Source organism: Pantoea graminicola, from assembly GCF_048452665.1.
Taxonomy (GTDB): domain Bacteria; phylum Pseudomonadota; class Gammaproteobacteria; order Enterobacterales; family Enterobacteriaceae; genus Pantoea.
In genome coordinates this window covers 420,824-442,997 of record NZ_JBLWSJ010000001.1, presented here as the reverse complement: position 1 = coordinate 442,997, position 22,174 = coordinate 420,824, and the positions used below count along the sequence as shown (strand labels likewise).

Below are 22,174 nucleotides of genomic sequence, written 5' to 3'. Positions count from 1 at the left end.
GCAAAACAGCCCGTCCTGCACGCAGGGAGGGTGAACACTGTCCGGCCCGGACTGACAGATAAAACAGGCGATTAGCCGCGTGACGCGCCAGCATCCTGCGCTAAACCCACCTTCAGCAGCTTACCATTGGCCTCATCGGTCAGCACATAGAGATACCCATCCGGCCCCTGTCGCACATCGCGGATCCGCGCCTTCTGATCGTCCAGCAGGCGCTGCTCCTCTACCACTTTTTCGCCGTTGAGCGTCAGCCTGATCAGGTTTTTCTCTTTTAACGCGCCGATAAACAGCGAGTTTTTCCACTGCGGAAAACGGGCGCTGTTGTAGAAGGCCATGCCGCTGATCGCGGGCGACACCTTCCAGTGCCAGAGAGGCTGTTCGGTGCCCGCAACGTGAGTGCCCTGCGACTCCGGCACCTTATCACCGCTGTAATCGATGCCGTAGGTTGCCAGTGGCCAGCCATAATTTTTTCCCCGGCCCATGATATTCACTTCATCGCCGCCGCGCGGGCCATGCTCACTCTCCCATATCATCCCGGTCCAGGGATTAAGCGCCAGCCCCTGCGGATTACGCAGGCCATACGCCCAGATCTCTGGCCGCGCACCACGCTGTTTCACAAACGGATTATCGTCCGGCACGCTGCCATCCGCGTTAAGCCGCAGTAGTTTGCCCTGCAGCTTATCGAGATCCTGCGCTGCGCTGCTGACGAAGTTGTCGCCAAAGGCGATCCAGAGGTAGCCCTGGGTATCAAATGCCAGCCGGGTGCCGATGTTATTGCCGCTGGAGAGCTGTGGCGTCTGACGGATCACCTCGCGGAAATCGTTAAGCCTGCGGTTATCCTGGCTCAGCGTGCCCACGCCGACCACCGCGCCCGCTTTGCCGTTGCTGTTCGCTTCGGTGTAGCTCAGCCAGACGTGACGACTGGTGGCGAAATCGGGTGCCAGCACCACATCCAGCAGGCCACTCTGCCGCTCTGCCCAGACCGCAGGCACGCCCCCGATCGGCTGCGACAGCCCCTCCTGCGGGTTCCAGCTGCGCAGCTGGCCGCTGCGTTCAGTAATCAGCAGGGTCTTATTATCGGGCAGGAAGGCAACCGACCATGGATGTTGTAACTTATCCTGCAATACCTCCACGTTGACGTCAGCAGCAAACAGCGGCGAGACGCAGAACAGCGTGCTGCCTAGCAGCAGGATAGTTGAAAGACGGGACATAGGGTTCTCCTGACGGGATAGCGTGCCCTTAAGCGTAGTCACGCGCCGTGCAGTGAACCTGAGGATTTACAAAAGATTAAACAGGAAGCCCGCTGCCGGTTGCAGCGGGCAAGAGGCACTATTCGAAGCAGGTGTCAGGGTTGTCAGACAGGGTGATGAACTGCTTGCCGCCCTGGGTCAGCGCCATAATGGTGCCGCTTTCGATATCGTAAACCCAGCCGTGCAGACGTAGCTTGCCGTTACGCAGCGCAACGGAAACCGAAGGATGGGTTTTCATGTTGTTGAGCTGAGCGATAACGTTCTCTTTAACCATCTCGTTCAGCTTCTTCTCTGGCGAGTCATACTCACGCTGCTCGACCACGGCTTTCGCCGCATCAGCGTAGCGCAGCCAGTGCTCAACGGCAGGCATGGTATCCATGCAGGCGCAGGAGGCGATAGCGTTCATCGCGCCGCAGTTGGAGTGACCGCAGATGATGATGTCAGACACGCCCAGCGCCACCACGGCATATTCGATCGTGGCCGAGACACCGCCTGGCTCGGGACCAAAAGAGGGAACGATGTTGCCCGCATTGCGGATAACGAACAGCTCTCCTGGCTCCTGCTGCGTGACCAGTTCAGGCACCAGACGGCTGTCTGAACAGGAGATGAACAGCGCTTTCGGATTTTGATTTGACGCCAGGCTTTTGAAAAGATCCTTCCTTTCAGGAAACACATTCTGCTGGAAATTCAGAAATCCGTTGATGATCTCTTTCATTATTTAGCTCTCACATTATCCATTTCATTACCTGAGGGGCATAGCCCCCTCAGTGGGGTTAGCCGGTTTATTATTAATGAAAACAAGTGAATATCAACCCGCGTTTTTCAGTAAGCGCGAAAACGCCACGGCGGTCAGCGTTTCGCTTATCCGCCGTTCAGAGGCTTTCGCGCCAATTTCTTTTTACAGCACCGCAGGTTACTGGACATGAGGGGATGCAATCCTGCCTCATCGCTCTCCCGGTCAGGTGACGGGCTTTTACGCGTTTTTTCACTACTTTACGCCGTGGAGGGTCGCAGGGGAACGTTTTATGCGCCACCCTGGCCCTGACAGCGTGGCTGGCTCAGACGGTCATGGGGGGCTGCGAAAAGAGGAGAATGCAGAGACGCACGGCCAGAGGCGTCGCGTGCACGGAGGAAAAGAGCCTGCCGGTTCCGCCGTTAGCCATACCGCTGCTGGTGCGCCTTCTTGCGGCGCAGGTAGTCCTCATCCTCACGCAGTCTGTCCCAGTAGCTTTTGAAAATCGCCGCCGCCGCCGCCTTCTCTTCGTTGACGCCGCGCGGCAGCTCCCTGCCGTCGGCATCATATTTTCGTCCCCCTTTATGGTTGCTGTAGCGGCGCGCTCGGGTGTAGCCCATCTGGATAAATTTGCGGGCCATATCCATGCCAACAAAATCATCCTGACGCCGGTACGCCTCAAACAGCGCCATGATCTTTTCTGCCGACGCTTCAGCAATGGGAACGGTACGAAATCGCCAGTGCGGCAGGATTTCGCTCTTATAGGGCTCGACCATCAGCACACCCTGCTCGCCACGCCCGACCTGATAACGTTCGGGATGCTGGCGGAAGTCGATCGTGCTGAAGTCCTGGTCATAATCAAAAGGTTTTATTGTCATCGTTTCAGTTTAGGATCAAGCGCGTCGCGCAGCCCGTCGCCGAGTAAATTAAATGCCAGAACAGTGAGGAAGATCGCCAGGCTGGGGAAAATGGCGACGTGCGGGGCGATCACCATGTCGGCCCGCGCCTCATTGAGCATCGCGCCCCACTCCGGCGTGGGCGGCTGCGCCCCCAGGCCGAGAAACGACAGGCTGGCCGCCGTAATAATCGAGGTGCCGACCCGCATGGTGAAATAGACCACGATCGGCGAGACGGTGCCGGGCAGGATATGGCGCATCAGAATGGTCCAGTCTGAGGCCCCGATACTGCGCGCCGACTCGATATAGGTCTGATGCTTCAGCACCAGCGTATTGCCGCGCACCAGACGGGCAAAGGCCGGGATACTGAAAATCGCGACCGCCACAATCACGTTGCTCATGCCGCTGCCCATGATTGCCACCACCGCAATCGCCAGCAGGATGCCGGGAAAGGCAAACAGCACGTCGCAGATGCGCATGGTGATGCGATCCCACCAGCCTTCGTAATAGCCTGCCAGCAGCCCGAACAGCGTGCCAATCAGCGCGCCGATCACCACCGAGAAGAAGCCGGCAATCAGGGAGATGCGCGTACCCACCAGCACCCGGCTGAAGATATCGCGCCCCAGTGAATCGACGCCAAACAGATGCATCAGCGACGGCCCGTCATTAAGCCGGTCATAATCGAAGTAGTTTTCTGCATCATAAGGGGCAATCCACGGCGCGATCACTGCCAGGACAATCAGCAGCAGGACAAAGGCTCCCGCCAGCATCGCCACCGGCTGACGCCTGAAGCGCCGCCAGAACTCACGCCACGGCGTACGCACCCGGTTCTCCGCGATGGGCGGCATCGTTTTCAGTGCCGCTTCACGTCGCCAGTTTTTCATCGCGACTCCTTAAAGCGAATAGCGGGGTTGATCACCGCATAGAGCATGTCGACAAACAGATTGATCAGAATAAACTCCAGCGAAAAGAGCAGCACTTCGGCCTGAATCACCGGATAGTCGCGCATCGCCACCGAGTCCACCAGCAGACGCCCCAGACCCGGCCAGTTAAACACCACTTCGACGACGATCGAGCCGCCCAGCAGAAAGCCGAACTGCAGCCCCATCATCGTCACCACCGGGATCATGGCGTTGCGCAGGCCATGTTTCACAACCACCAGCGACTCCCGGACCCCTTTGGCCCGGGCGGTACGCATATAATCTTCCTGCATCACCTCGACAAAGGCGGCGCGGGTAAAGCGCGCCATCACGGCCGCCACCGCCGCACCCAGGGTAATGGAGGGCAGGATGTAGTGCTGCCAGCTCTCCGCCCCGACGGTGGGCAGCCAGCCCAGCTCCACTGAGAAGACCTGCATCAGCAGCATCCCCAGCGCAAAGGCGGGAAAGGAGATGCCCGACACCGCCAGCGTCATGCCCAGCCGGTCAGGCCAGCGGTTACGCCAGACGGCGGAGATGATGCCGATAGCCATACCCAGGATCACAGCCCAGACCATGCTGGCCAGCGTCAGCCACAGAGTCGGCATAAAGCGTGTGGCGATCTCTTCGGCAACCGGCCGCTTCGAAACCATCGACTGACCAAAATCGCCCTGCAGCGCGTTCAGCATAAAGTGCCCGAACTGCTGCGGCAGCGGCAGATCCAGCCCCAGCTCCTGACGCACCAGCGCCACCACCGAGGCATCGGCTTCCGGTCCGGCAATCAGACGTGCCGGATCGCCCGGCAGCAGATGGACAAACAGGAACACCAGCACCGCCACAATCAGCAGCGTGGGGATCAGCCCTAAGAGCCGTTTGAGAAAATAGTTAAGCATGTAACATCCTGCAGCTGCGGCCAGCCACACGGGCTGGCCGGCTCCGTTACTTCAGAGTGGCCTCATCGAAATTGAATGAGGTATCGGGCATCACATAAAAACCACTGAGGTTTTTACTGTTGGCAGAAACCAGCTGTTCGACCACCAGCGGGATCCACGGATGGTCCTGCCAGATGGTGTCCTGTGCGTCTTTATAGAGGCGCGCTTTCTCTGCCCGGTCGGTGGTCTTCAGCGCATCGGCCAGATCTTTGTCGACCTTTGGATTGCTGTAAAACGCGGTATTAAAGATCGCCGGTGGCCAGGCCGCGGTCGCAAACAGCGGCGTCAGGGCCCAGTCCGCCTCACCGGTGGATGCAGACCAGCCGGTGTAGAACATCCGCACCCCGCTCTCTTTCTGGCCTTTGCCTTCCACTTCGGCGGCACGCTGACCTGCATCCATCGCCGTAACTTTTACCTTCACACCAATCTGCGCCAGCTGCTGCTGGGTGAACTGCAACACTTTCTGCGCGGTGCTGTGGTTATGGGACGACCAGAGCGTCGTTTCAAAGCCATTCGGATAGCCCGCCTCTTTCAGCAGCGCCCGGGCTTTGGCCGGATCGTAGCTGATGGCCGGATAGGTCTGGGCAAAATCGATGGCGGGCGGCACGATGCCGGTGGCCGGCGTGGCGTAACCGGAGAAGGCCACTTTCGCCAGCGCCTGACGGTTGATGGCGTACTCCAGCGCTTCACGGACCTTTGGATTGTCGAACGGTTTCTGCGTCACGTTCAGGCTGATGTAGCGCTGCATAATGGACGGCGTGGTCACCACATCGAGCTTGCTGTTGCTCTCCAGACGCTTCGCCTGCTCATAGGGCACCGGGAAAGCAAAGTTCGCCTCACCAGTCTGCAGCATCGCGGCACGGGTGTTGTTGTCCACCACCGGACGCCAGGTGATGCTGTCCAGCTTCGGATAGCCTTTCTTCCAGTAGCCATCCCACTTCTTCACCTTAACGAAATCGGTCTGGTTCCAGGTGTCGAAAATAAACGGGCCGGTGCCCACCGGGTGGAAACCGATCTCTTTGCCATATTTCTTCAGCGCGGCAGGCGAAATCATCGCCGCCGCCGGATGCGCCAGGTTGTTGATAAAGGCAGAGAATGGCGTCTTCAGCGTCACCTTCACCGTGGTCGGATCCACCACTTCCGTGCTGGCGATATTTTTAAACAGGTTATAGCGCTTGAGGTGATTGTCCGGGTTGCTGGCGCGGTCGAGGTTGACCTTCACCGCCTCCGCGTTGAAGTCGGTGCCATCCTGGAATTTCACGCCCGGGCGCAATTTTATGGTGTAGGTCAGGCCATCAGGGCTCGCCTGATAACTCTCTGCCAGCACATTGGTCAGCTTCATCTCTTTATCGAAGCCAAACAGTCCCTGATAGAAAGATTTCGCCACCGCCTGCGACAGCGTGTCGTTGGCATCATAGGGGTCGAGGGTGGTGAAGCTGGAGGCCACGGCAATCACCGCATCCTGTGCTGCCCAGGCGGGCAGGGTCATTGCGCTCAACACGCCAGCCGCCACTACCCCTTTACGCATCGTCATCTGCATCTTGTTCTCCTGTAATCCCTGTCGGGTTGGTCGCCGGGGCGACATCGTCACTGTTCAGGTCGCGCTGATAACATGGCGGGCGACGAAATGGCCCGGAGCCACCTCTATCAGCGGCGCCACTTCAGGTTCATCCCCTAACGCATGGATCGGGCTGGGGATCTCATCGACCAGTAAGGCTCGTTCACGACGCCGGTGAGCCGGATCGGCTACCGGCACGGCCGCCATGAGTTTTCGGGTATAGGGGTGCTGAGGCCGCTCAAACACCGCCTGACGCGGCCCCATCTCGACAATCTGACCGAGATACATCACCGCCACGCGATGGCTGATACGCTCCACCACCGCCATATCGTGAGAAATAAACAGGAAGGCGATGCCCAGCTCACGCTGCAAATCGAGCATCAGATTAATAATCTGCGCCTGAATCGACACGTCCAGCGCGGAAACAGACTCATCAGCGATCACCACTTTCGGGTTCAGCGCCAGCGCGCGGGCAATACAGATGCGCTGACGCTGTCCGCCGGAAAATTCATGCGGATAGCGCTGAGCGTGCTCCGGCAGCAGTCCGACCTTCTCCAGCAGCGCGGCGACACGCTGTTCGGCCTCGCGGCGCGGCATCACCTTGTGTACCAGCAGCGGCTCCATAATCGAAAAGCCAACCGTCAGCCGCGGATCGAGCGAGGCGTAGGGATCCTGAAAAATAAACTGAATATCGCGCCGCAGGTGTGCCAGCGCCGCCCCTGAGAGGTGGTCTATCCGCTGTCCATCAAATGTCAGGGTGCCGCCCTGGCTGGCCACCAGCTTCAGCAGCGATCGTCCGGTGGTCGATTTACCACAGCCCGACTCCCCCACCAGCGCCAGCGTCTCACCGGCATAGAGATCAAAACTGACTTTTTCCACGGCGTGAACCCGGCTTTTTACTCGATTCAGCAGGCCGCCGCGAATATCAAAACGGGTGACCAGATCGCGCACCTGCAGGATGGGCGGTTGCTGGCGACGGACGGTGTCCTGAGGGGGCTCATCCGCCGCGTTGCCGTGCAGCAGCGGGAATCGGGCTGGCAGAGGCTGGCCCTGCATTGAGCCAAGCTTTGGCACCGCCGCCAGCAGCGCCCGGGTATAGGGCTGCTGCGGGGCGCTGAACAGATCGGCGACCGGGGCACTTTCGACTACGTTGCCGCGATACATCACCTGCACCCGATCCGCCATTTCGGCCACCACGCCCATATCGTGCGTGATGAAAATCACGCCCATCTGCATCTCTTTCTGCAGTACGCGAATAAGTTGCAGAATCTGCGCCTGAATCGTCACGTCGAGCGCGGTCGTCGGCTCGTCGGCAATCAGCAGCGCCGGTTTGCAGCAGAGCGCCATCGCGATCATCACGCGCTGGCGCATCCCGCCCGACAGCTGATGCGGAAAACGGGACAGGACACGCTGCGCATCGGGAATGCGCACCAGGTCCAGCATCCGGCGCGCCTCCGCCAGCGCCCCGGCGTGACTCAGCCCCTGATGCAGCCGGATTGATTCGGCGATCTGCTCGCCCACAGAGAAGACCGGATTCAGCGAGGTCATCGGCTCCTGAAAAATCATCGCCATGTCTGCGCCACGCACCCGCCGCATCTGAGCGGTAGAAGCCCGCATCAGATCCAGCACCTCGCCGTTGCGACGGCGCAGCCGGACATCGCCGCTGACGCTTCCGCCCGCCTGCTCAATCAGGCGCATCAGCGCCAGCGAGGTCACTGATTTCCCGGAACCGGACTCCCCCACCAGCGCCAGCGTTTCGCCGCGAAACAGATCGAGCGACAGGTGACGCACCGCGTCCGTCACGCTGCTTTCGTGCCGGAAGCGCACACTGAGATCGCGCACTGCCAGCACCTGATCCGGTGCCAGCGGCGGTAACGTTTGCCTGTCGCTCATCTCAGCTCCTTAATTTTCGCGATAGATAGCGACGTCCGCCGCTTCGCCGACCCGCGCCACGGCCCGGTACATGCCTTCACTGTTAAACGGCAGCGCCACGTTGCCAGCGCGATCCACGGCTATCAGCCCGCCGCTGCCGCCCAGTTCCAGCACGCTGTCATGAATGACATTGACGCTGGCCTGCTGCAGCGAGCGTCCGGCGTAGCGCATCTGCGCGGCAACATCGTAGGCGGCCAGCGTACGCATAAAGACTTCGCCCGTGCCGGTACAGGAGACGGCCACGCTGTCGTTGCTGGCATAGCAACCCGCACCCGGCAGGGGCGAGTCGCCGACCCGTCCGGCCTGCTTATTGGTCATGCCGCCCGTCGAGGTGGCTGCGGCGAGATTGCCCGCCAGATCCAGCGCCACCGCGCCGACGGTGCCAAACTTGCGGTCCGGGTCGAGTGGGTCATCGCTGTGCGCGACGCCATCGTGATCCAGCACCGCAGCATCACTGTTCAGAGCGCGCTGTAACTGCTCCCGGCGCGCCGGCGTCGAGAAAAAGTCAGTCGCCACCGGCTCCAGTCCCTGTGCCAGGGCGAACTGCTCAGCGCCTTCGCCGATAAACAGCACATGCTCGCTGTGTTCCAGCACCGCGCGCGCCGCCAGCACCGGGTTACGCACCCGCGTGACGCCCGCGACCGCGCCCGCATTCTGCGTCCGGCCATCCATCACGCAGGCATCCAGTTCATGCGTGCCCTGATGCGTGAACACCGCGCCTTTTCCGGCGTTAAACAGCGGACACTCTTCAAGCAGACGCACCGCCTCAGTCACCGCATCAAGTGCGCTGCCGCCCTGCGCCAGGATCTGCTGCCCCTGGGTGACGATATCCTGTAACGCCTGACGAAATGCCTGCTCCTTTTCGGCGCTCATTGCTGAGCGCGTGATGGCACCTGCGCCCCCATGAATGGCGATCACTGCATTGACCATAAGGCTCTGTCCTGTGGTTGCATCCGGACGAAAAACACTGATTTAAAATGAGTTTCATCTTTTTTGGGTGGATTTTGACTATAGGAAGCCTGCTAAGTGTTGTAAAGCGGAAACTCTCCCCGGGGTTATAACCTTTTCTTACCATCCCGGTTATTTTTGCCATAACAACAGCGGCATCAGGCCGACACCGATGTGACTCAGCGGCCAATTCCCACCATAATAGGCAGCATCTGAAACCACCAGGCTGGACTGTTCATGGAAAGTTTTACCGCAGGTTTAATCTCCCTTGAGGAGGCGCAACAAAAAATGCTGTCACAGCTGACGCCCATCACTGACTCGCTCAGCGTGACGCTGGCGGAGGCCGCCGGCCGTATTACGGCCAGTGCCGTCACCTCCCCGATTGCTGTGCCACCCTTTGATAACTCCGCGATGGATGGTTACGCCGTCCGGCTGGCCGACGCCAGCAGCGGTCAGCCGCTCCCCGTGGCAGGAAAAGCCTTTGCCGGCGCTCCGTTCAGCGGTGAATGGCCAGCGGGCAGCGTGATCCGCATTATGACCGGCGCGCCGGTTCCCGCAGGCTGTGAAGCGGTGGTGATGCAGGAGCAGACCGAAACCGAGGGCAACGCGATTGTGATTACCGCCCCGGTGCGTCCGGGACAGAATATCCGCCTGACGGGTGACGATATTCAGCCCGGCAACGTGGTGCTGGCGGCGGGAACGCGCCTGGGCGCAGCAGAGCTGCCGCTGCTCGCCTCGCTCGGCATCGCCCAGGTCAGCGTGCTGCGAAAACTGCGGGTCGCGATTTTCTCCACCGGTGATGAACTCCGGCCGGTCGGTGAACCGCTGGCGGAAGGCCAGATTTACGACACCAACCGCTTTGCGGTGTCGCTGATGCTGCAGAAGCTGGGTTGCGACGTGATCGACATGGGCATCATCAAAGACGATCCCGCCGCGCTTCGCGCCGCGTTTAAAGAGGCGGATCGGCAGGCGGATGTGGTGATCAGCACCGGCGGCGTCTCCGTCGGTGAAGCGGATTTCACTAAAAGTATGCTGGAAGAGCTGGGCGCCATCAGCTTCTGGAAACTGGCGATCAAACCCGGTAAGCCCTTTGCCTTTGGCCGCCTCAGCAGCAGCTGGTTCTGCGGTCTGCCGGGCAATCCGGTCTCTGCCGCCGTCACCTTCTATCAGCTGGTGCAGCCGCTGCTTGCCACCCTCACCGGCCAGCAGAAACCGGCTCTGCCGCCGCGTCAGAAAGTACGGTGCATCTCGCGCCTGAAAAAATCACCGGGCCGGCTCGACTTCCAGCGCGGCATCCTGCGGCAGAACGCCCGGGGTGAACCGGAAGTGGAAACCACCGGCATGCAGGGTTCCCACGTCTTCAGCTCGTTCGCTCAGGCAAACTGCTTCATTGTGCTGGAACGGGAACGCGGCAACGTGGAACCGGGTGAGTGGGTAGAGGTGGAACCGTTCAACACCCTGCTGGAGGCGTAAATGCTGCCCGAATTAAGCGATGAGGAGATGCTGCGCTATAACCGGCAGATTGTCCTGCGCGGCTTCGATTTTGACGGGCAGGAGCGGCTGAAAGCGAGTCATGCCCTTATCGTCGGACTGGGTGGACTGGGCTGTGCCGCTGCGCCCTATCTGGCGGCGGCCGGTGTCGGCAACCTGACGCTGCTCGACTTTGACACCGTCTCGCACTCTAACCTGCAACGGCAGATCCTGCATCATGATGCCGATATCGGCCGTGCCAAAGTGGATTCAGCCGCGCAGAGTCTGGCCGCCATCAATCCCCACTGCCAGCTCAATCCGATCAACGGGCAGCTGGACGATGCGGCTCTGCTGGCGCTGGTTGCCCGACAGCAGGTGGTGCTGGACTGCACCGACAACGTTACGGTGCGCGAACAGCTTAACCGGCTCTGTCGTCAGCAGCAGGTTCCGCTGGTGTCCGGTGCGGCGATCAGGATGGAAGGTCAGATTAGCGTATTCAGCTGGCAGCCCGGCACCCCCTGCTATCGCTGCATCAGCCGCCTGTTTGGCGAGCAAACGCTGAGCTGCGTGGAAGCGGGGGTCATGGCGCCGCTGGTGGGTGTCGTCGGCGCGATGCAGGCGATGGAGGCGATTAAGGTGCTGACCGACTTTGGCTCACCCGCCACCAGCCGGTTGCTGATGTACGATGCCATGAGCGCGGAATTCCGCAGCATGAAGGTGGCGCAGGACGCGCACTGTGAAGTCTGTGGCAATGGGGCTTAACCTGCGTGGGCCCGGCCACAGGCGCAACTCAGGGATGGGATATGTCATCGCCCGCACTGCCCTTTTCAGCCAGCTCAATGTCCAAAGCCAGGGAAGCATACGCCTGAAGAAAAGCATAGCGGGCCAGGGATGGCGCTACTGCGTCTTTGCGGAAGGCGTATGCTTCCTGAAGCCCGCACAGGAGCAGCCGATTGCTCAGCCTGGGTCAACTAAACCGGGAAAAGCCTGTGCTGCCCCACTCATCAGCCAAAAAAAACGGGGTGGCCCGCGCCACCCCGTTTTCATCAGACGATGCCCTGACTCCGCAGGTAATCCTCATAATTACCGGTGAAGTCGATCACACGATCCTCTTTCAGCTCGATCACGCGGGTTGCCAGCGAGCTGACAAACTCACGGTCGTGCGAAACAAAGATCAGCGTGCCTTCATACATCTCCAGCGCCATATTGAGCGATTCAATCGACTCCATATCGAGGTGGTTGGTCGGCTCATCCATAATCAGGATGTTCGGTTTTTCCATCATCAGCTTACCGAACAGCATACGACCCTTTTCACCACCCGACAGCACTTTCGCCGGCTTCTTAATATCGTCCTGGGAAAACAGCAGACGCCCCAGAATACCGCGAATGGTCTGCTCATCATCGCCGGGCTGCTTCCACTGACTCATCCAGTCAAATACCGTCAGGTCATTAGCAAAATCGTCGGCGTGATCCTGAGCGTAATAACCAATACGCGCATTCTCTGACCATTTAATGCTGCCGCTCTCCGGCGTAAGCTGACCCACCAGCGTTTTCAGCAGTGTCGATTTACCAATACCGTTCGCCCCGATGATCGCCAGCTTTTCACCCACTTCCAGCAGCAGATTTAAATTTTTAAACAGCGGACCGTTATCAAACCCTTTGGTTATTCCTTCCACTTCCAGCGCATTACGGAACAATTTTTTGTCCTGCTCAAAGCGGATAAACGGGTTCTGACGACTGGAGGCTTTGACTTCATCCAGCTTAATTTTATCCATCTGTTTAGCGCGTGATGTCGCCTGACGTGATTTAGAGGCGTTGGCGCTAAAGCGGCTGACAAACGATTGCAGGTCGGCAATCTGCGCTTTTTTCTTGGCGTTATCGGCTAACAGACGTTCACGCGCCTGGGTCGCCGCGGTCATATATTCGTCATAATTACCGGAATAGACGCGCAGCTCGCCATAATCCAAATCGGCCATGTGCGTGCAGACCATATTAAGGAAGTGACGGTCATGCGAAATGATAATCATGGTGCTGTCACGCTCGTTCAGCACCTGCTCCAGCCAGCGAATGGTATCGATATCCAGGTTGTTCGTCGGTTCATCGAGTAACAAAATATCGGGATTCGAAAACAGCGCCTGCGCCAGAAGCACACGTAATTTAAAGCCCGGCGCAATTTCACTCATCGGGCCATAATGCTGCTCAACCGGAATGCCCACGCCGAGTAATAACTCACCGGCGCGAGACTCGGCACTGTAGCCATCCATCTCACCGTAAAGCGCCTCCAGATCGCCAACCTTATATCCCTCTTCTTCGCTCATCTCCGGCAGAGAATAGATACGGTCGCGCTCCTGCTTCACTTCCCATAATTCATGGTGACCCATGATAACGGTGTCGAGAACGCTGAACTCTTCGAAGGCGAACTGATCCTGACGCAGCTTACCAATGCGTTCATTGGGATCGTAAGAGACGTTGCCGCCTGTCGGCACCAGATCGCCACCCAAAATCTTCATGAAGGTGGATTTTCCGCTGCCGTTCGCACCGATTAAACCGTAACGATTACCGCCGCCAAATTTAACGGAGATATTTTCGAACAGTGGCTTGCTGCCAAACTGCATGGTGATATTGCTGCTAACTAACACGGCATTGACCTTTGTGAAGAAATGGATGAAAAAACGGCGGCTATTATGCCAGATGTGACGCAGCGCACGCCAGCGCCAGGCGTGGATTCCTCGCGGGGCGATTGATATCCCGGCAGAAATAAAAAAGCCGGGAGGCCATTGTGGCCCCCCGGCTCCCGCTTACAAGGATTGTGTCGATCAATCGATCAGGAAACTTTCCAGGGTTTTGCCGGAATCCAGCGCTTTTTTAATCGCTGCCGGGGTACGGCCCTGACCCGTCCAGGATTTCTGCTCACCGTTTTCGTCGGTGTAAGAATATTTAGCCGGACGCGGCGCACGCTTGGTACGTTTTTTTCCGCTTTCCAGCGCGCCTAATAATTCATTAGGGTCGATGCCGTCAGCCAGCAGCATTTCGCGATATTTCGACAGCTTTTCTTCTTTTTCGCGATTCTGCGTCTCTTCCGCTTCTGCTTCTTCACGGCGTTCAGTAACAACGACGGTTAATTTTTCCAGGATCTCTTCGAGATCGGTAAGTGGAAGTTCACGAGCCTGGGCACGTAATGTGCGAATATTGTTCAGAACCTTAAATGCGTCACTCATCACAATGTCCTTGATTAAGGGGGGTTAATAAAACTGTAGCGCCAAGACTACCTAATTCAAATAAAAAAATAAATTATTTTTACGCTACAGATAATTCTTAACTATTAATTGCGCTGAAACAGGACTATTAAAATCGCGCTGGCCTGACGTTTTATTAACGGCTAATTAACAACGAACTGCGTTTCTGCTCCGGGATTGAAAACGATTTCAGCCTCTTTATCCCGCCTGTGGGTCTTAAAACGGCGTGGCAAAAAGCGGGCTGCGCAGCCAGAATATTTCGTGCAACGGCCCGGCCTGCACCGATAAAAAAAGCGTAGCAAACGCGATCTCAGTCACAATACCTTACATATTATGCTTAAAAAACCGCCCCCGCTGCCGGTAAATAGCGCAAAAGAATTAACGCTGTGCGGTTTTTTTATAATACGACTTACCGCCTGTTAACTTTTTCCTGCCGCTGCGGTTTCCGGCAGGGTCAGATTATTCGCAGTTTGCTAAGCAGGACAATAACAGTCGCATCCGGTGCCGCAGAACGAATAGCGCCAGGCTTCCTCTTCACGGAGTCTTAAGGCGCACTGAACAAATCTTCAGGCAAATAAATTCAGAAAAGTGACAGGGTTCAAAATCCTGAATCGACACAGGCCGGTGACTTAAAAATAAATCCGGGCGGCAGAGACGGATAATAAACGGGTGCGTTACACGGCGTTATTTTTCGTCACCTGCCGGGGCAGTTGCACTGAGATGGCCCTTTATTCAACAGGTTAGATCAATACTCGCGTAAGAATAACCTGGAAAATCAGCGGGGAGAGTGAAGCGAAGGAGGTCGGGCGGTCAGGGCCTGTCAGCCGCGACCGCCAGAAGATTAATTCGCCTGCGTGGCCGGGCCAAAGACCGGGAACTGCGGCATATCAACGTTCTGATAGGTTTCCCAGCCGCCACCCAGGGCTTTATAGAGCGCCACAAGGTCGAGCGCGCTCTGCATCCGTGCCTGTGTCGCCTGCTCCTGCGCCTGGGCGAGTTGCCTTTGCGCATCCAGCACCTCCAGGAAGGTGGAGAGCCCCTGACGATAACTGTCGCTGGCAAGATCGAAGGTGCGCTGCAGGGCGCCGGTAGTCTCATCCAGCGCCGTAACACGCTGCTGATCGGCGCGGTAGCTCACCAGCGCGTTCTCCACATCCTGCAACGCCGTCAGAACCGTCTGCCGATATTCCAGCGCGGCGCTGGCCTGCTGCGCCCGCGCCAGCTTCACGCTCGATACCAGCTGTCCCCCCTGGAAGATGGGTATCGATAACGATGGACCGTAACTGTAGAAATGGCTGCTCCAGTTATCCAGATAACTGACGTCGGTGTTGCGGACCCCAAGCTGCCCGGTCAGCGACAGGCTCGGGAAAAGCTGCGCCACAGAAACCCCGATCTCCGCGGTTTGTGCATGCAAGGTCGCTTCAGCCTGACGAATATCGGGCCGACGCCGGGCCAGCGTGGCGGGAATGCCCACCGGCACAAACTGTGGCAGCGTCGGCAGGGCTTTCGGGGTCGCGAGCTCTGCATCCAGCGCTCCGGGCGTTTTCCCGAGCAATACCGCTAATCCATTCATCGCCTGCCGCGCCTGTGACTGATACTGCGGCAGTTGCGCCTGCAGCGAACTGAGCTGGGCACGCGCATTTTCTACATCAGTCAGCGGAGCCAGACCATTCTGCTGCTGACTCCGGGTCAGCTCGGTCGTCTGCTGTGCCACATCAATCTGCTGCTGCAGCGTCTGAATGGTGCTCTGCGCGCCGCGCAGCTGTAGCCAGGCGCGCGCCACTTCCGCCTCCAGTGAAACCAGCGCGTCGTTACGCTGCTCAATCGCCGCCTGCTGCTGAGCATTGGCAGCCTCAACCTGGCGGCGTACTTTGCCCCACAGATCGAGCTCCCAGCTGGCATCGAAACTGCCCTGGTAAAGGTTAACCGGCTGGGTTAATCCGTTAAGCTGGCTGGCCACACTGCTGTCCAGCTGGTCGGTTGCACCATTGGCCTCCAGTAATCCTTTCAGCCCGAGCTGCTGACGCGTCACCTTCGCTGAGCCGCCCAGGCTGGGGAACAGGCTGCCCTGCGCCTGTGTCAGCTGTTCACGCGCACCGGCAATGCGCAGTACCGTCTGTTGCAGGCTCAGGTTGCCCGCTATTGCCCGTTCGATCAGGCTGTCGAGCTGCGGATCGTTGAAGCTGCGCCACCAGCGGGTGTTGATCGCGCGGGTCTGCGGCTTCGACCCCTCCTGTGAATCCAAGCCGTGATAGCTTCCCGGCACCACCGGTTTCGGCGCCTGATAGTCCGGTCCGACGGCGCACCCCGCCAGCACCAGGGCGAGCAGAAGGCTCAGGGGTTTCAGGCGATGAGAGTAAAAAACCTTCATGTTAATGTGCTCCTGCACTGCCTTCGCTCTTAATCGGCGACAGCAGCCAACAAAATGGAATCAAAATCAGGGCGACAATACTCAGGCCTGAGAAGACATCGATATAAGCGAGAATGCGCGACTGGACGATCATCTCCTTATAGAGCTGACCGGTGGCCAGCGTAATCGGATCGCCCACCGCTGAAGTAAAGTCACGGATCGCCTGTGCCCAGTGCTGCAGCGTAATGTTGAACGGCTCGTTCAGTGGCGTCATGTTGTGCACCATGTGAGCCGACCGTACCTGTTCGCGCTCTGTAATTGCCGCCGTTGAGAGCGAGATCCCGATGGATCCTGCCACGTTACGGAACATGGTGAACAGCGCCGAGGCGTCAGCGTTGAGCCGCTGCGGGATGGTGATAAAGGCGATGGTCGTCAGCGGCACAAACAGGAAGCCCAGTCCGATAGACTGCGCGCTGCGCATCATCACCAGCGTAGTGAAATCCACATCCGGCGTCAGGGTCGAGGAGTAGAAAAACGCCATTGCCAGACAGCTGAAACCAAAGGCGATGATGTAGCGCGTCTGCACGACTGGCATCAGTTTCAGGACCAGCGGGATGGTCAGAACGATCAGTATCGCACCCGGCGAGAGCACCAGACCTGACCAGGTAGCGGTATACCCCAGATCCTGCTGCGCCAGCTGGGGCAGCACCACGGAGCTGCCATAAAGAATCATCGCCATACCCGCCATCAGCAGCCCGGCGACCCAGAAGTTGCGGTCCTTCATCACCAGGATATCAACCACCGGTTTGCGGGCATACATCAGCCAGTAGATCGCACCGACGATACCGACCAGCGCCAGCACCGCAAACAGAACGATAAAGTGTGAGCCGAACCAGTCCTCATCCTCGCCGCGATCCAGCATCACCTGCAGACAGCCCAGCCCCAGGGTAATCAGACCGATACCGATATAATCGATATTCAGTTTGCCTTTGGCCCATTTACGCTCCCACGGCGGATCTTCCAGCAGCTGATAAATCGCCAGCACCGTCAGCACGCCCACCGGAATGTTAATAAAGAATACCCAGCGCCAGCTGTAGTTGTCGGTGATCCAGCCGCCTAATGTCGGGCCGATGACCGGCGCAACGATAATGGCGATAGAGGAGAGACCAAAGGCCTTGCCGCGATCCTCCGCCTTAAAGTAGTCCAGCAGCACGGACTGCTGAACCGGCTGCAGACCGCCGCCGAAGAAGCCCTGCAGCACACGGAACAGAATGATCTGCCACAGTTCGGTGGCGATACCGCACAGGAAAGAGCAGATGGTGAACATCACGATGCAGATCAGGAAAAACTGTTTCCGGCCAAACAGTCGGCTGAAAAACGCAGAGATAGGCAGGACGATGCCGTTCGCCACCAGATAGGAGGTCAGCACCCAGGTTGACTCATCGTAACTGGAGGAGAGTGAACCGGCGATGTGCGGCAGCGCCACGTTAACGATGGTGGTGTCGAGGATCTCCATAAACACCGCCAGCGTCACCGTGATCGCCACTAACCACGGATTGCTGGCGGGTTTCCAGCTCTGCGCCGTACTCATTCCACTGTGACCTTAGGTTCGACAGAGAGGCCCAGCGGCAGCGGATGGTTCGGGTCCAGACCTTTGTCGATGACGATCTTGACCGGCACGCGCTGTACGATCTTCACGTAGTTGCCGGTAGCGTTTTCAGACGGGAAGGTGGAGAAGCGTGAACCGGACCCCATCTGGATGCTGTCGACATGCCCTTCCAGCTTCATGTCCGGCCAGGCATCCACGCTGATTTCCACTTTGTCGCCCGGATTCATGCGCTCCAGCTGCGACTCTTTAAAATTCGCGGTGATCCAGATATCGGGTGAAACCAGTGAAAACAGCGAGGAGCCCGCCTGCACCAGCGTACCCAGCTGGACGTTACGTTTGGTGATGAACCCATCATAGGGCGCACGCACCTGGGTGTAAGAGAGATTGAGATCGGCGGTGCTCAGCTGGGCTTTCGCCTGCTCAACCTGCTGCTGACGCGCTTCAACATTGGTCTGCTGCTGACGAATCTGCAGGGCAACCTGAGAGGCGACTTCGACCTGCGCTTTGGCGCTCTGGAGCTGCGCCTGCGCCGAACGTAACTGCGCAGAGGCGCTGTCGATATTGCGCTGGCTTGTGGCCCGGGGATCAACACCGCGCTGGCGACGGTAATCCGCCTGCGCGTTAAGCAGGTTAGCCTCAGCTTTCGCCTGCTCAGCCAGCGCCTGATCGCGCTGCGCCGGATACTGAACCCGCGACAGGGCCAGTTGCGCCTGCGCCTGATGCAGTTGCGCCACGGCCAGACCGAGCTGCGCCTGCGCCTGTTCACGCTGGGCACGGTTGTCGCTGGGATCGATCTCTACCAGCAGATCGCCCTTCTTCACCCGCTGGTTATCGTTCACCAGTAACTTCACGACGTAGCCAGACGCTTTAGGCGCAATGGTCACCGCATCGCCCTCAGTGAAAGCATCATCGGTGGTTTCCAGATTCCGGTTAGCAAACCAGAACCAGAAGCCGACAATCAGCATAATCACCACCACTACCGCCAGAATAATCAGCGGCTTTTTACCGGGGCGTTTACGCTCCGGCTGCTGGTCGTTGTCCTGATTATCGTCTGACTGAGAGTTGTTCTCCGTCTCGTTATCTGCGTCCTGCTGGTGTGGATCGCGTTGCTTGTTCTCGCTCATAGTTTCCATCACTGGCTAAGGCCCTGATTCCGGGCATAAAGGTCCTGTTAACCTTATATCGGAAACTGACAAAATCCAGCGCAACTTTACGAAACTTGAGAAATGGCGCACATCCTGCCACCTGTGCGGGGTGGCAGGACGTGTCAGTGCTAATTGAGCAGCCGCAGCAGCAGCCAGCCGCTGGCCATTGACCAGGCCAGCAGAGGAAGGGAAAAGAGATGGAAGTGCCACCAGACGGCCCGATCTTTCGCCATTCGCAGGGCGATCAGATTCGCGAGCGATCCCGGTAGCAGACCGAAACCACCAATGTTAACCGCCCAGGCAAGCAGATCCGTTGGCGGCACTTTTTGCAGTAGCAGAATGGTCGCGGGCACATTACTGATCACCTGCGACAGGCCAATCGCCAGCAGGTAGAGTTGTCCCTGACCAAAGTGTGACACCGCATCAAAATGAGCCTGCATCACCGGCAGGCGCGTCAGCAGGAAGACATCGATAAACATGGCGATAAACACCGCCAGCAGACTCCAGTCGATGCGCATCAGCACCGGACGGGCCATCACAAGGAAAGTGGCCAGAATCAGCAGCAGGATCCAGCCTGTGATTTCGAGCTCCAGTCCGGCGATAAACAGCAGATAGAGAGCCACGCTGACGATAAATAGCGGTTTCTGCCACTGGGGCTGTTCCGGGTTGTCATGTTTATCAATCGAACGCTTTGAAAAGCTGAACCAGGTCAACACCACCAGACTCAGCAGCAGCCAGACGGCCAGCGGCAGCATCTGCACGATAAACGCGATCACGCTGAGTTTGCCGTGGCTCCATAACAGGATATTCTGCGGATTGCCGACCGGTGTCAGCAGCGATCCGGCATTCACCGCCAGCGCTTCAAAGATGATCAGACGCGAAATCGGCAGATGCGAAAACTTGCGCAGCGTCAGCGTTAACGGCACCAGGATAAACAGCGCCACGTCGTTGGTCAGAAAGGTAGAGAGCAGCGCCGCCGCCAGCACCATAAACAGTGCCAGCGCCCGTTCGTGACGGAAACGTGCAATCAGCCGGCTTCCCAGCACATCAAAATAGCCGCTGGTTTCCAGCCCCTTAGTCAGAATTAACAGGCCGGTGAGCGTAATAATGGTGTGCCAGTCTACGGCGCCCGGCAGATCAGCCCAGCGAAAATCCGCCAGACATGCCAGAACAACACCAATCACGATTAATAAATGCAAAATTGAGTCATGCAAAAAAGATCGAAGCAGTTGAGGCATGATGAGGGTACGCCTTAGCGTTAGCGGGTTTCGGAGAATTTCTTAAATACAGCCAGAGTTTCATCACTGACGTGATGTTCAATACCTTCTGAATCGCGTCGGGCCGTTTCAGGGCTGATGCCCAACGCCAGCAGAAAACTTTCCACAATATGGTGACGGGCGCGACTCTCTTCCGCCAGCTTTTCGCCTTCACTGGTCAGAAAGACGCCGCGGTAAGGCACCTGCTCAACCAGCCCGGCGCTGCCAAGCCGTTTCAGCATTTTTGCTACGGTAGGCTGCGAAACGCCCAGACGGGCCGCCATATCAACCTGACGCGCTTCGCCAAATTCGCCAATTAAATCAGAGATTAACTCAACGTAGTCATCAATTAACTCGCGACGATGCGCTTCGCGCACCTGCCGAAACCCTTCGACATGCTCTTCAATATCTTTCAGTGGTCCTTTCGGCGCAGAAACCACGCTCTTAGCACGACGACTCATTAAGTTTCCTCATTATTATTTTCCGTACGACTGCGGCTGTACGGATTTAGCTGCGCTTATTGTAAACCAGCCGCAAAGAAGCTCAAATTTTTCGTCATTAGCCTTGGCTAAGGGATATAGCCAGTGCTATATTTGATGATAATGTAAGCAGCAAAACGACGATCCTGCGGGATCCCCGGTAACAATGGTGTTGAGCATGTCTCTCACCCCGGCTGCTGACGATTGCGTCGACAATGATTGGGAGGTGATTCTATGAGCACCCTGAAATGTTGCCTGGATTGCAGCAAATGCTTCCAGATGGAGAAGAAAACATCCACAGAGATGAAATCCTGGCTCTGCCTGCTGACGCGTTCCCCCTTTACACTGCGTCTGATGTTGATTGAAAAACTGCTGGGCCATAAGCCTGCCGACCCCCGCTGTCAGAATCTGATCTGGCGCGGCTAAGCATGATTCAGCGCCTTTCAGCCCCTGGCTGAGAGGCCCCTCTTCTTTCTCATTCTCAGATTTCTTTCTCAGTGCACAAGGTAACGCGTTCAGCGGCGGCACAGTCACGTCCAAAAAGTACGTTGAGGTAGCACAGGGAAAAAGCGGTGCGCGCCAGAGGCGGACATAAATTGCAGGCAATAAAAAACGGCCCGCAAGGGGCCGTTTTCTGGCAGGTCAGCTAAGATTAGAAGCTGTAACCTACGCCAGCAATCCAGGTACCCACGTCGACGCTGCGGATACGGCTCTGCTCGTAGCCCACATCCAGTGCAACGTTTTCGATTGGGTTGAACTGCAGGCCTGCGCCGTAAGAGAAGCCTACGTCGCTTGAATCAGTTTTAGCGCGTGATGCAGTATCGTTCTGCTGGAATTTACCGTAGCCGATACCTACAACACCGTAGATGCTTGCCCAGTCGTTCAGACGGTAAGCAGGACCACCCGTCACACCGTAGTACTGACCTTTGTTGTATACGCCAGCGTCAGTGCGATCTTTTTCGGTGTAGGTGAATGAACCGATCCAGCCCAGTGGGTTAGAACCGTCTTCGTAGCGGTATTTCAGGTTGAAGCCGTTAGCTTTGTTAGCCACGCCCTGATAGTCGCTCTGAGCATAACCACCAGTTACGGTGCTCTGTGCCATTGCTGAACCTGCAGATACTGCCAGTACACAGGCTAATGCTGAAAGACATGCAATTTTTTTCATAACCACCTCAAATGTGAAAGTACTTCTCTCCTGACAACGCTAAAAATATAACAAAAAATAGCGAGAAACTCTGCCCGGATTTTGTTGTCTAATAGAATGTTTGGTGTAACAGGAAGTTAATGCGACATCCTATGTCATTCATTTTTCTTATAAAATCCGTCATCTTCCTGCAACAATCATTTTGTGCTCATTTCGTGCTTTAAGTAAATTCCTAAAAAATCCTGACATTTCTTTACCTTGATGGCCCTGATCCTGACTAAAAATCGTACAGTTAACGCAAATTTAAAACGCAAAACTGTGA

Annotated in this window: 19 protein-coding genes; 3 read left to right on the top strand and 16 right to left on the bottom strand. The window is 57.5% G+C overall.

Annotation, left to right across the window (positions count from 1 at the left end):
* Positions 1-71 precede the first annotated feature (71 nt).
* From ACNY69_RS02230 to ACNY69_RS02195, 8 genes are all read right to left on the bottom strand, one after another.
* Positions 72-1,208 (bottom strand): PQQ-dependent sugar dehydrogenase, encoded by a 1,137-nt coding sequence (locus ACNY69_RS02230; protein WP_367396204.1) that lies wholly within the window; start codon positions 1,206-1,208, stop codon positions 72-74.
* A 118-nt stretch (positions 1,209-1,326) separates the two neighbouring features.
* Positions 1,327-1,962 carry a carbonic anhydrase gene (locus ACNY69_RS02225; RefSeq protein ID WP_128085280.1) on the bottom strand — a complete coding sequence of 212 codons (636 nt, stop codon included), beginning with the start codon at positions 1,960-1,962 and terminating at the stop codon, positions 1,327-1,329.
* Positions 1,963-2,402: 440 nt separating this feature from the next.
* A complete protein-coding gene (locus ACNY69_RS02220) occupies positions 2,403-2,852 on the bottom strand; it encodes a DUF4385 domain-containing protein (protein WP_418797361.1) in 450 nt (149 codons plus the stop codon).
* Positions 2,853-2,854: 2 nt separating this feature from the next.
* The gene (gene gsiD / locus ACNY69_RS02215; RefSeq protein ID WP_111140550.1) at positions 2,855-3,760 is read right to left on the bottom strand and encodes a glutathione ABC transporter permease GsiD; all 906 of its coding nucleotides are present in this window, start codon (positions 3,758-3,760) and stop codon (positions 2,855-2,857) included.
* Positions 3,757-4,686, bottom strand: a complete 930-nt coding sequence (gene gsiC, locus ACNY69_RS02210; protein WP_111140551.1) for a glutathione ABC transporter permease GsiC — start codon at positions 4,684-4,686, stop codon at positions 3,757-3,759. The genes gsiD and gsiC overlap by 4 nt, the downstream gene beginning before the upstream one ends.
* A 46-nt stretch (positions 4,687-4,732) precedes the next feature.
* Positions 4,733-6,265, bottom strand: coding sequence for a glutathione ABC transporter substrate-binding protein GsiB (gsiB, locus tag ACNY69_RS02205; RefSeq protein WP_293773840.1), 1,533 nt, complete (start codon positions 6,263-6,265; stop codon positions 4,733-4,735).
* 54 nt (positions 6,266-6,319) lie between these two features.
* On the bottom strand, positions 6,320-8,176 hold the full coding sequence (locus ACNY69_RS02200) for a dipeptide ABC transporter ATP-binding protein (protein WP_418797243.1): 1,857 nt from the start codon (positions 8,174-8,176) through the stop codon (positions 6,320-6,322).
* Between the two features lie 9 nt (positions 8,177-8,185).
* Positions 8,186-9,145, bottom strand: coding sequence for an isoaspartyl peptidase/L-asparaginase family protein (locus ACNY69_RS02195; protein WP_111140554.1), 960 nt, complete (start codon positions 9,143-9,145; stop codon positions 8,186-8,188).
* A gap of 255 nt (positions 9,146-9,400) precedes the next feature.
* On the opposite strand from ACNY69_RS02195, the gene moeA reads away from it, so the two are divergent.
* Positions 9,401-10,636 (top strand): molybdopterin molybdotransferase MoeA, encoded by a 1,236-nt coding sequence (gene moeA / locus ACNY69_RS02190; RefSeq protein ID WP_418797241.1) that lies wholly within the window; start codon positions 9,401-9,403, stop codon positions 10,634-10,636.
* Complete coding sequence (gene moeB / locus ACNY69_RS02185; protein WP_418797239.1) at positions 10,637-11,395, top strand: molybdopterin-synthase adenylyltransferase MoeB; 759 nt, start codon at positions 10,637-10,639, stop codon at positions 11,393-11,395.
* 284 nt (positions 11,396-11,679) lie between these two features.
* Here the strand turns inward: moeB and ACNY69_RS02180 are convergent, their stop codons facing one another.
* From ACNY69_RS02180 to mntR, 7 genes are all read right to left on the bottom strand, one after another.
* A complete protein-coding gene (locus ACNY69_RS02180; protein ID WP_111140557.1) occupies positions 11,680-13,272 on the bottom strand; it encodes an ABC-F family ATPase in 1,593 nt (530 codons plus the stop codon).
* Positions 13,273-13,449: 177 nt separating this feature from the next.
* Positions 13,450-13,851, bottom strand: coding sequence for an H-NS family histone-like protein (locus ACNY69_RS02175; protein WP_111140558.1), 402 nt, complete (start codon positions 13,849-13,851; stop codon positions 13,450-13,452).
* Positions 13,852-14,710: 859 nt separating this feature from the next.
* Positions 14,711-16,240, bottom strand: a complete 1,530-nt coding sequence (locus ACNY69_RS02170; protein ID WP_111140559.1) for an efflux transporter outer membrane subunit — start codon at positions 16,238-16,240, stop codon at positions 14,711-14,713.
* 1 nt (position 16,241) lies between these two features.
* Positions 16,242-17,810 (bottom strand): DHA2 family efflux MFS transporter permease subunit, encoded by a 1,569-nt coding sequence (locus tag ACNY69_RS02165; protein WP_111140560.1) that lies wholly within the window; start codon positions 17,808-17,810, stop codon positions 16,242-16,244.
* A complete protein-coding gene (locus ACNY69_RS02160) occupies positions 17,807-18,952 on the bottom strand; it encodes an HlyD family secretion protein (protein WP_111140561.1) in 1,146 nt (381 codons plus the stop codon). The genes ACNY69_RS02165 and ACNY69_RS02160 overlap by 4 nt, the downstream gene beginning before the upstream one ends.
* A gap of 149 nt (positions 18,953-19,101) precedes the next feature.
* Positions 19,102-20,211 (bottom strand): SLC13 family permease, encoded by a 1,110-nt coding sequence (locus ACNY69_RS02155; RefSeq protein WP_418797236.1) that lies wholly within the window; start codon positions 20,209-20,211, stop codon positions 19,102-19,104.
* Positions 20,212-20,231: 20 nt separating this feature from the next.
* A complete protein-coding gene (mntR, locus tag ACNY69_RS02150) occupies positions 20,232-20,690 on the bottom strand; it encodes a manganese-binding transcriptional regulator MntR (protein WP_003850512.1) in 459 nt (152 codons plus the stop codon).
* A gap of 252 nt (positions 20,691-20,942) precedes the next feature.
* On the opposite strand from mntR, the gene ACNY69_RS02145 reads away from it, so the two are divergent.
* The gene (locus tag ACNY69_RS02145; protein ID WP_111140563.1) at positions 20,943-21,134 is read left to right on the top strand and encodes a hypothetical protein; all 192 of its coding nucleotides are present in this window, start codon (positions 20,943-20,945) and stop codon (positions 21,132-21,134) included.
* Positions 21,135-21,360: 226 nt separating this feature from the next.
* Here the strand turns inward: ACNY69_RS02145 and ompX are convergent, their stop codons facing one another.
* Positions 21,361-21,873: an outer membrane protein OmpX gene (gene ompX / locus ACNY69_RS02140; RefSeq protein ID WP_111140564.1), complete on the bottom strand. Its 513-nt coding sequence runs from the start codon at positions 21,871-21,873 to the stop codon at positions 21,361-21,363.
* Positions 21,874-22,174 lie beyond the last annotated feature (301 nt).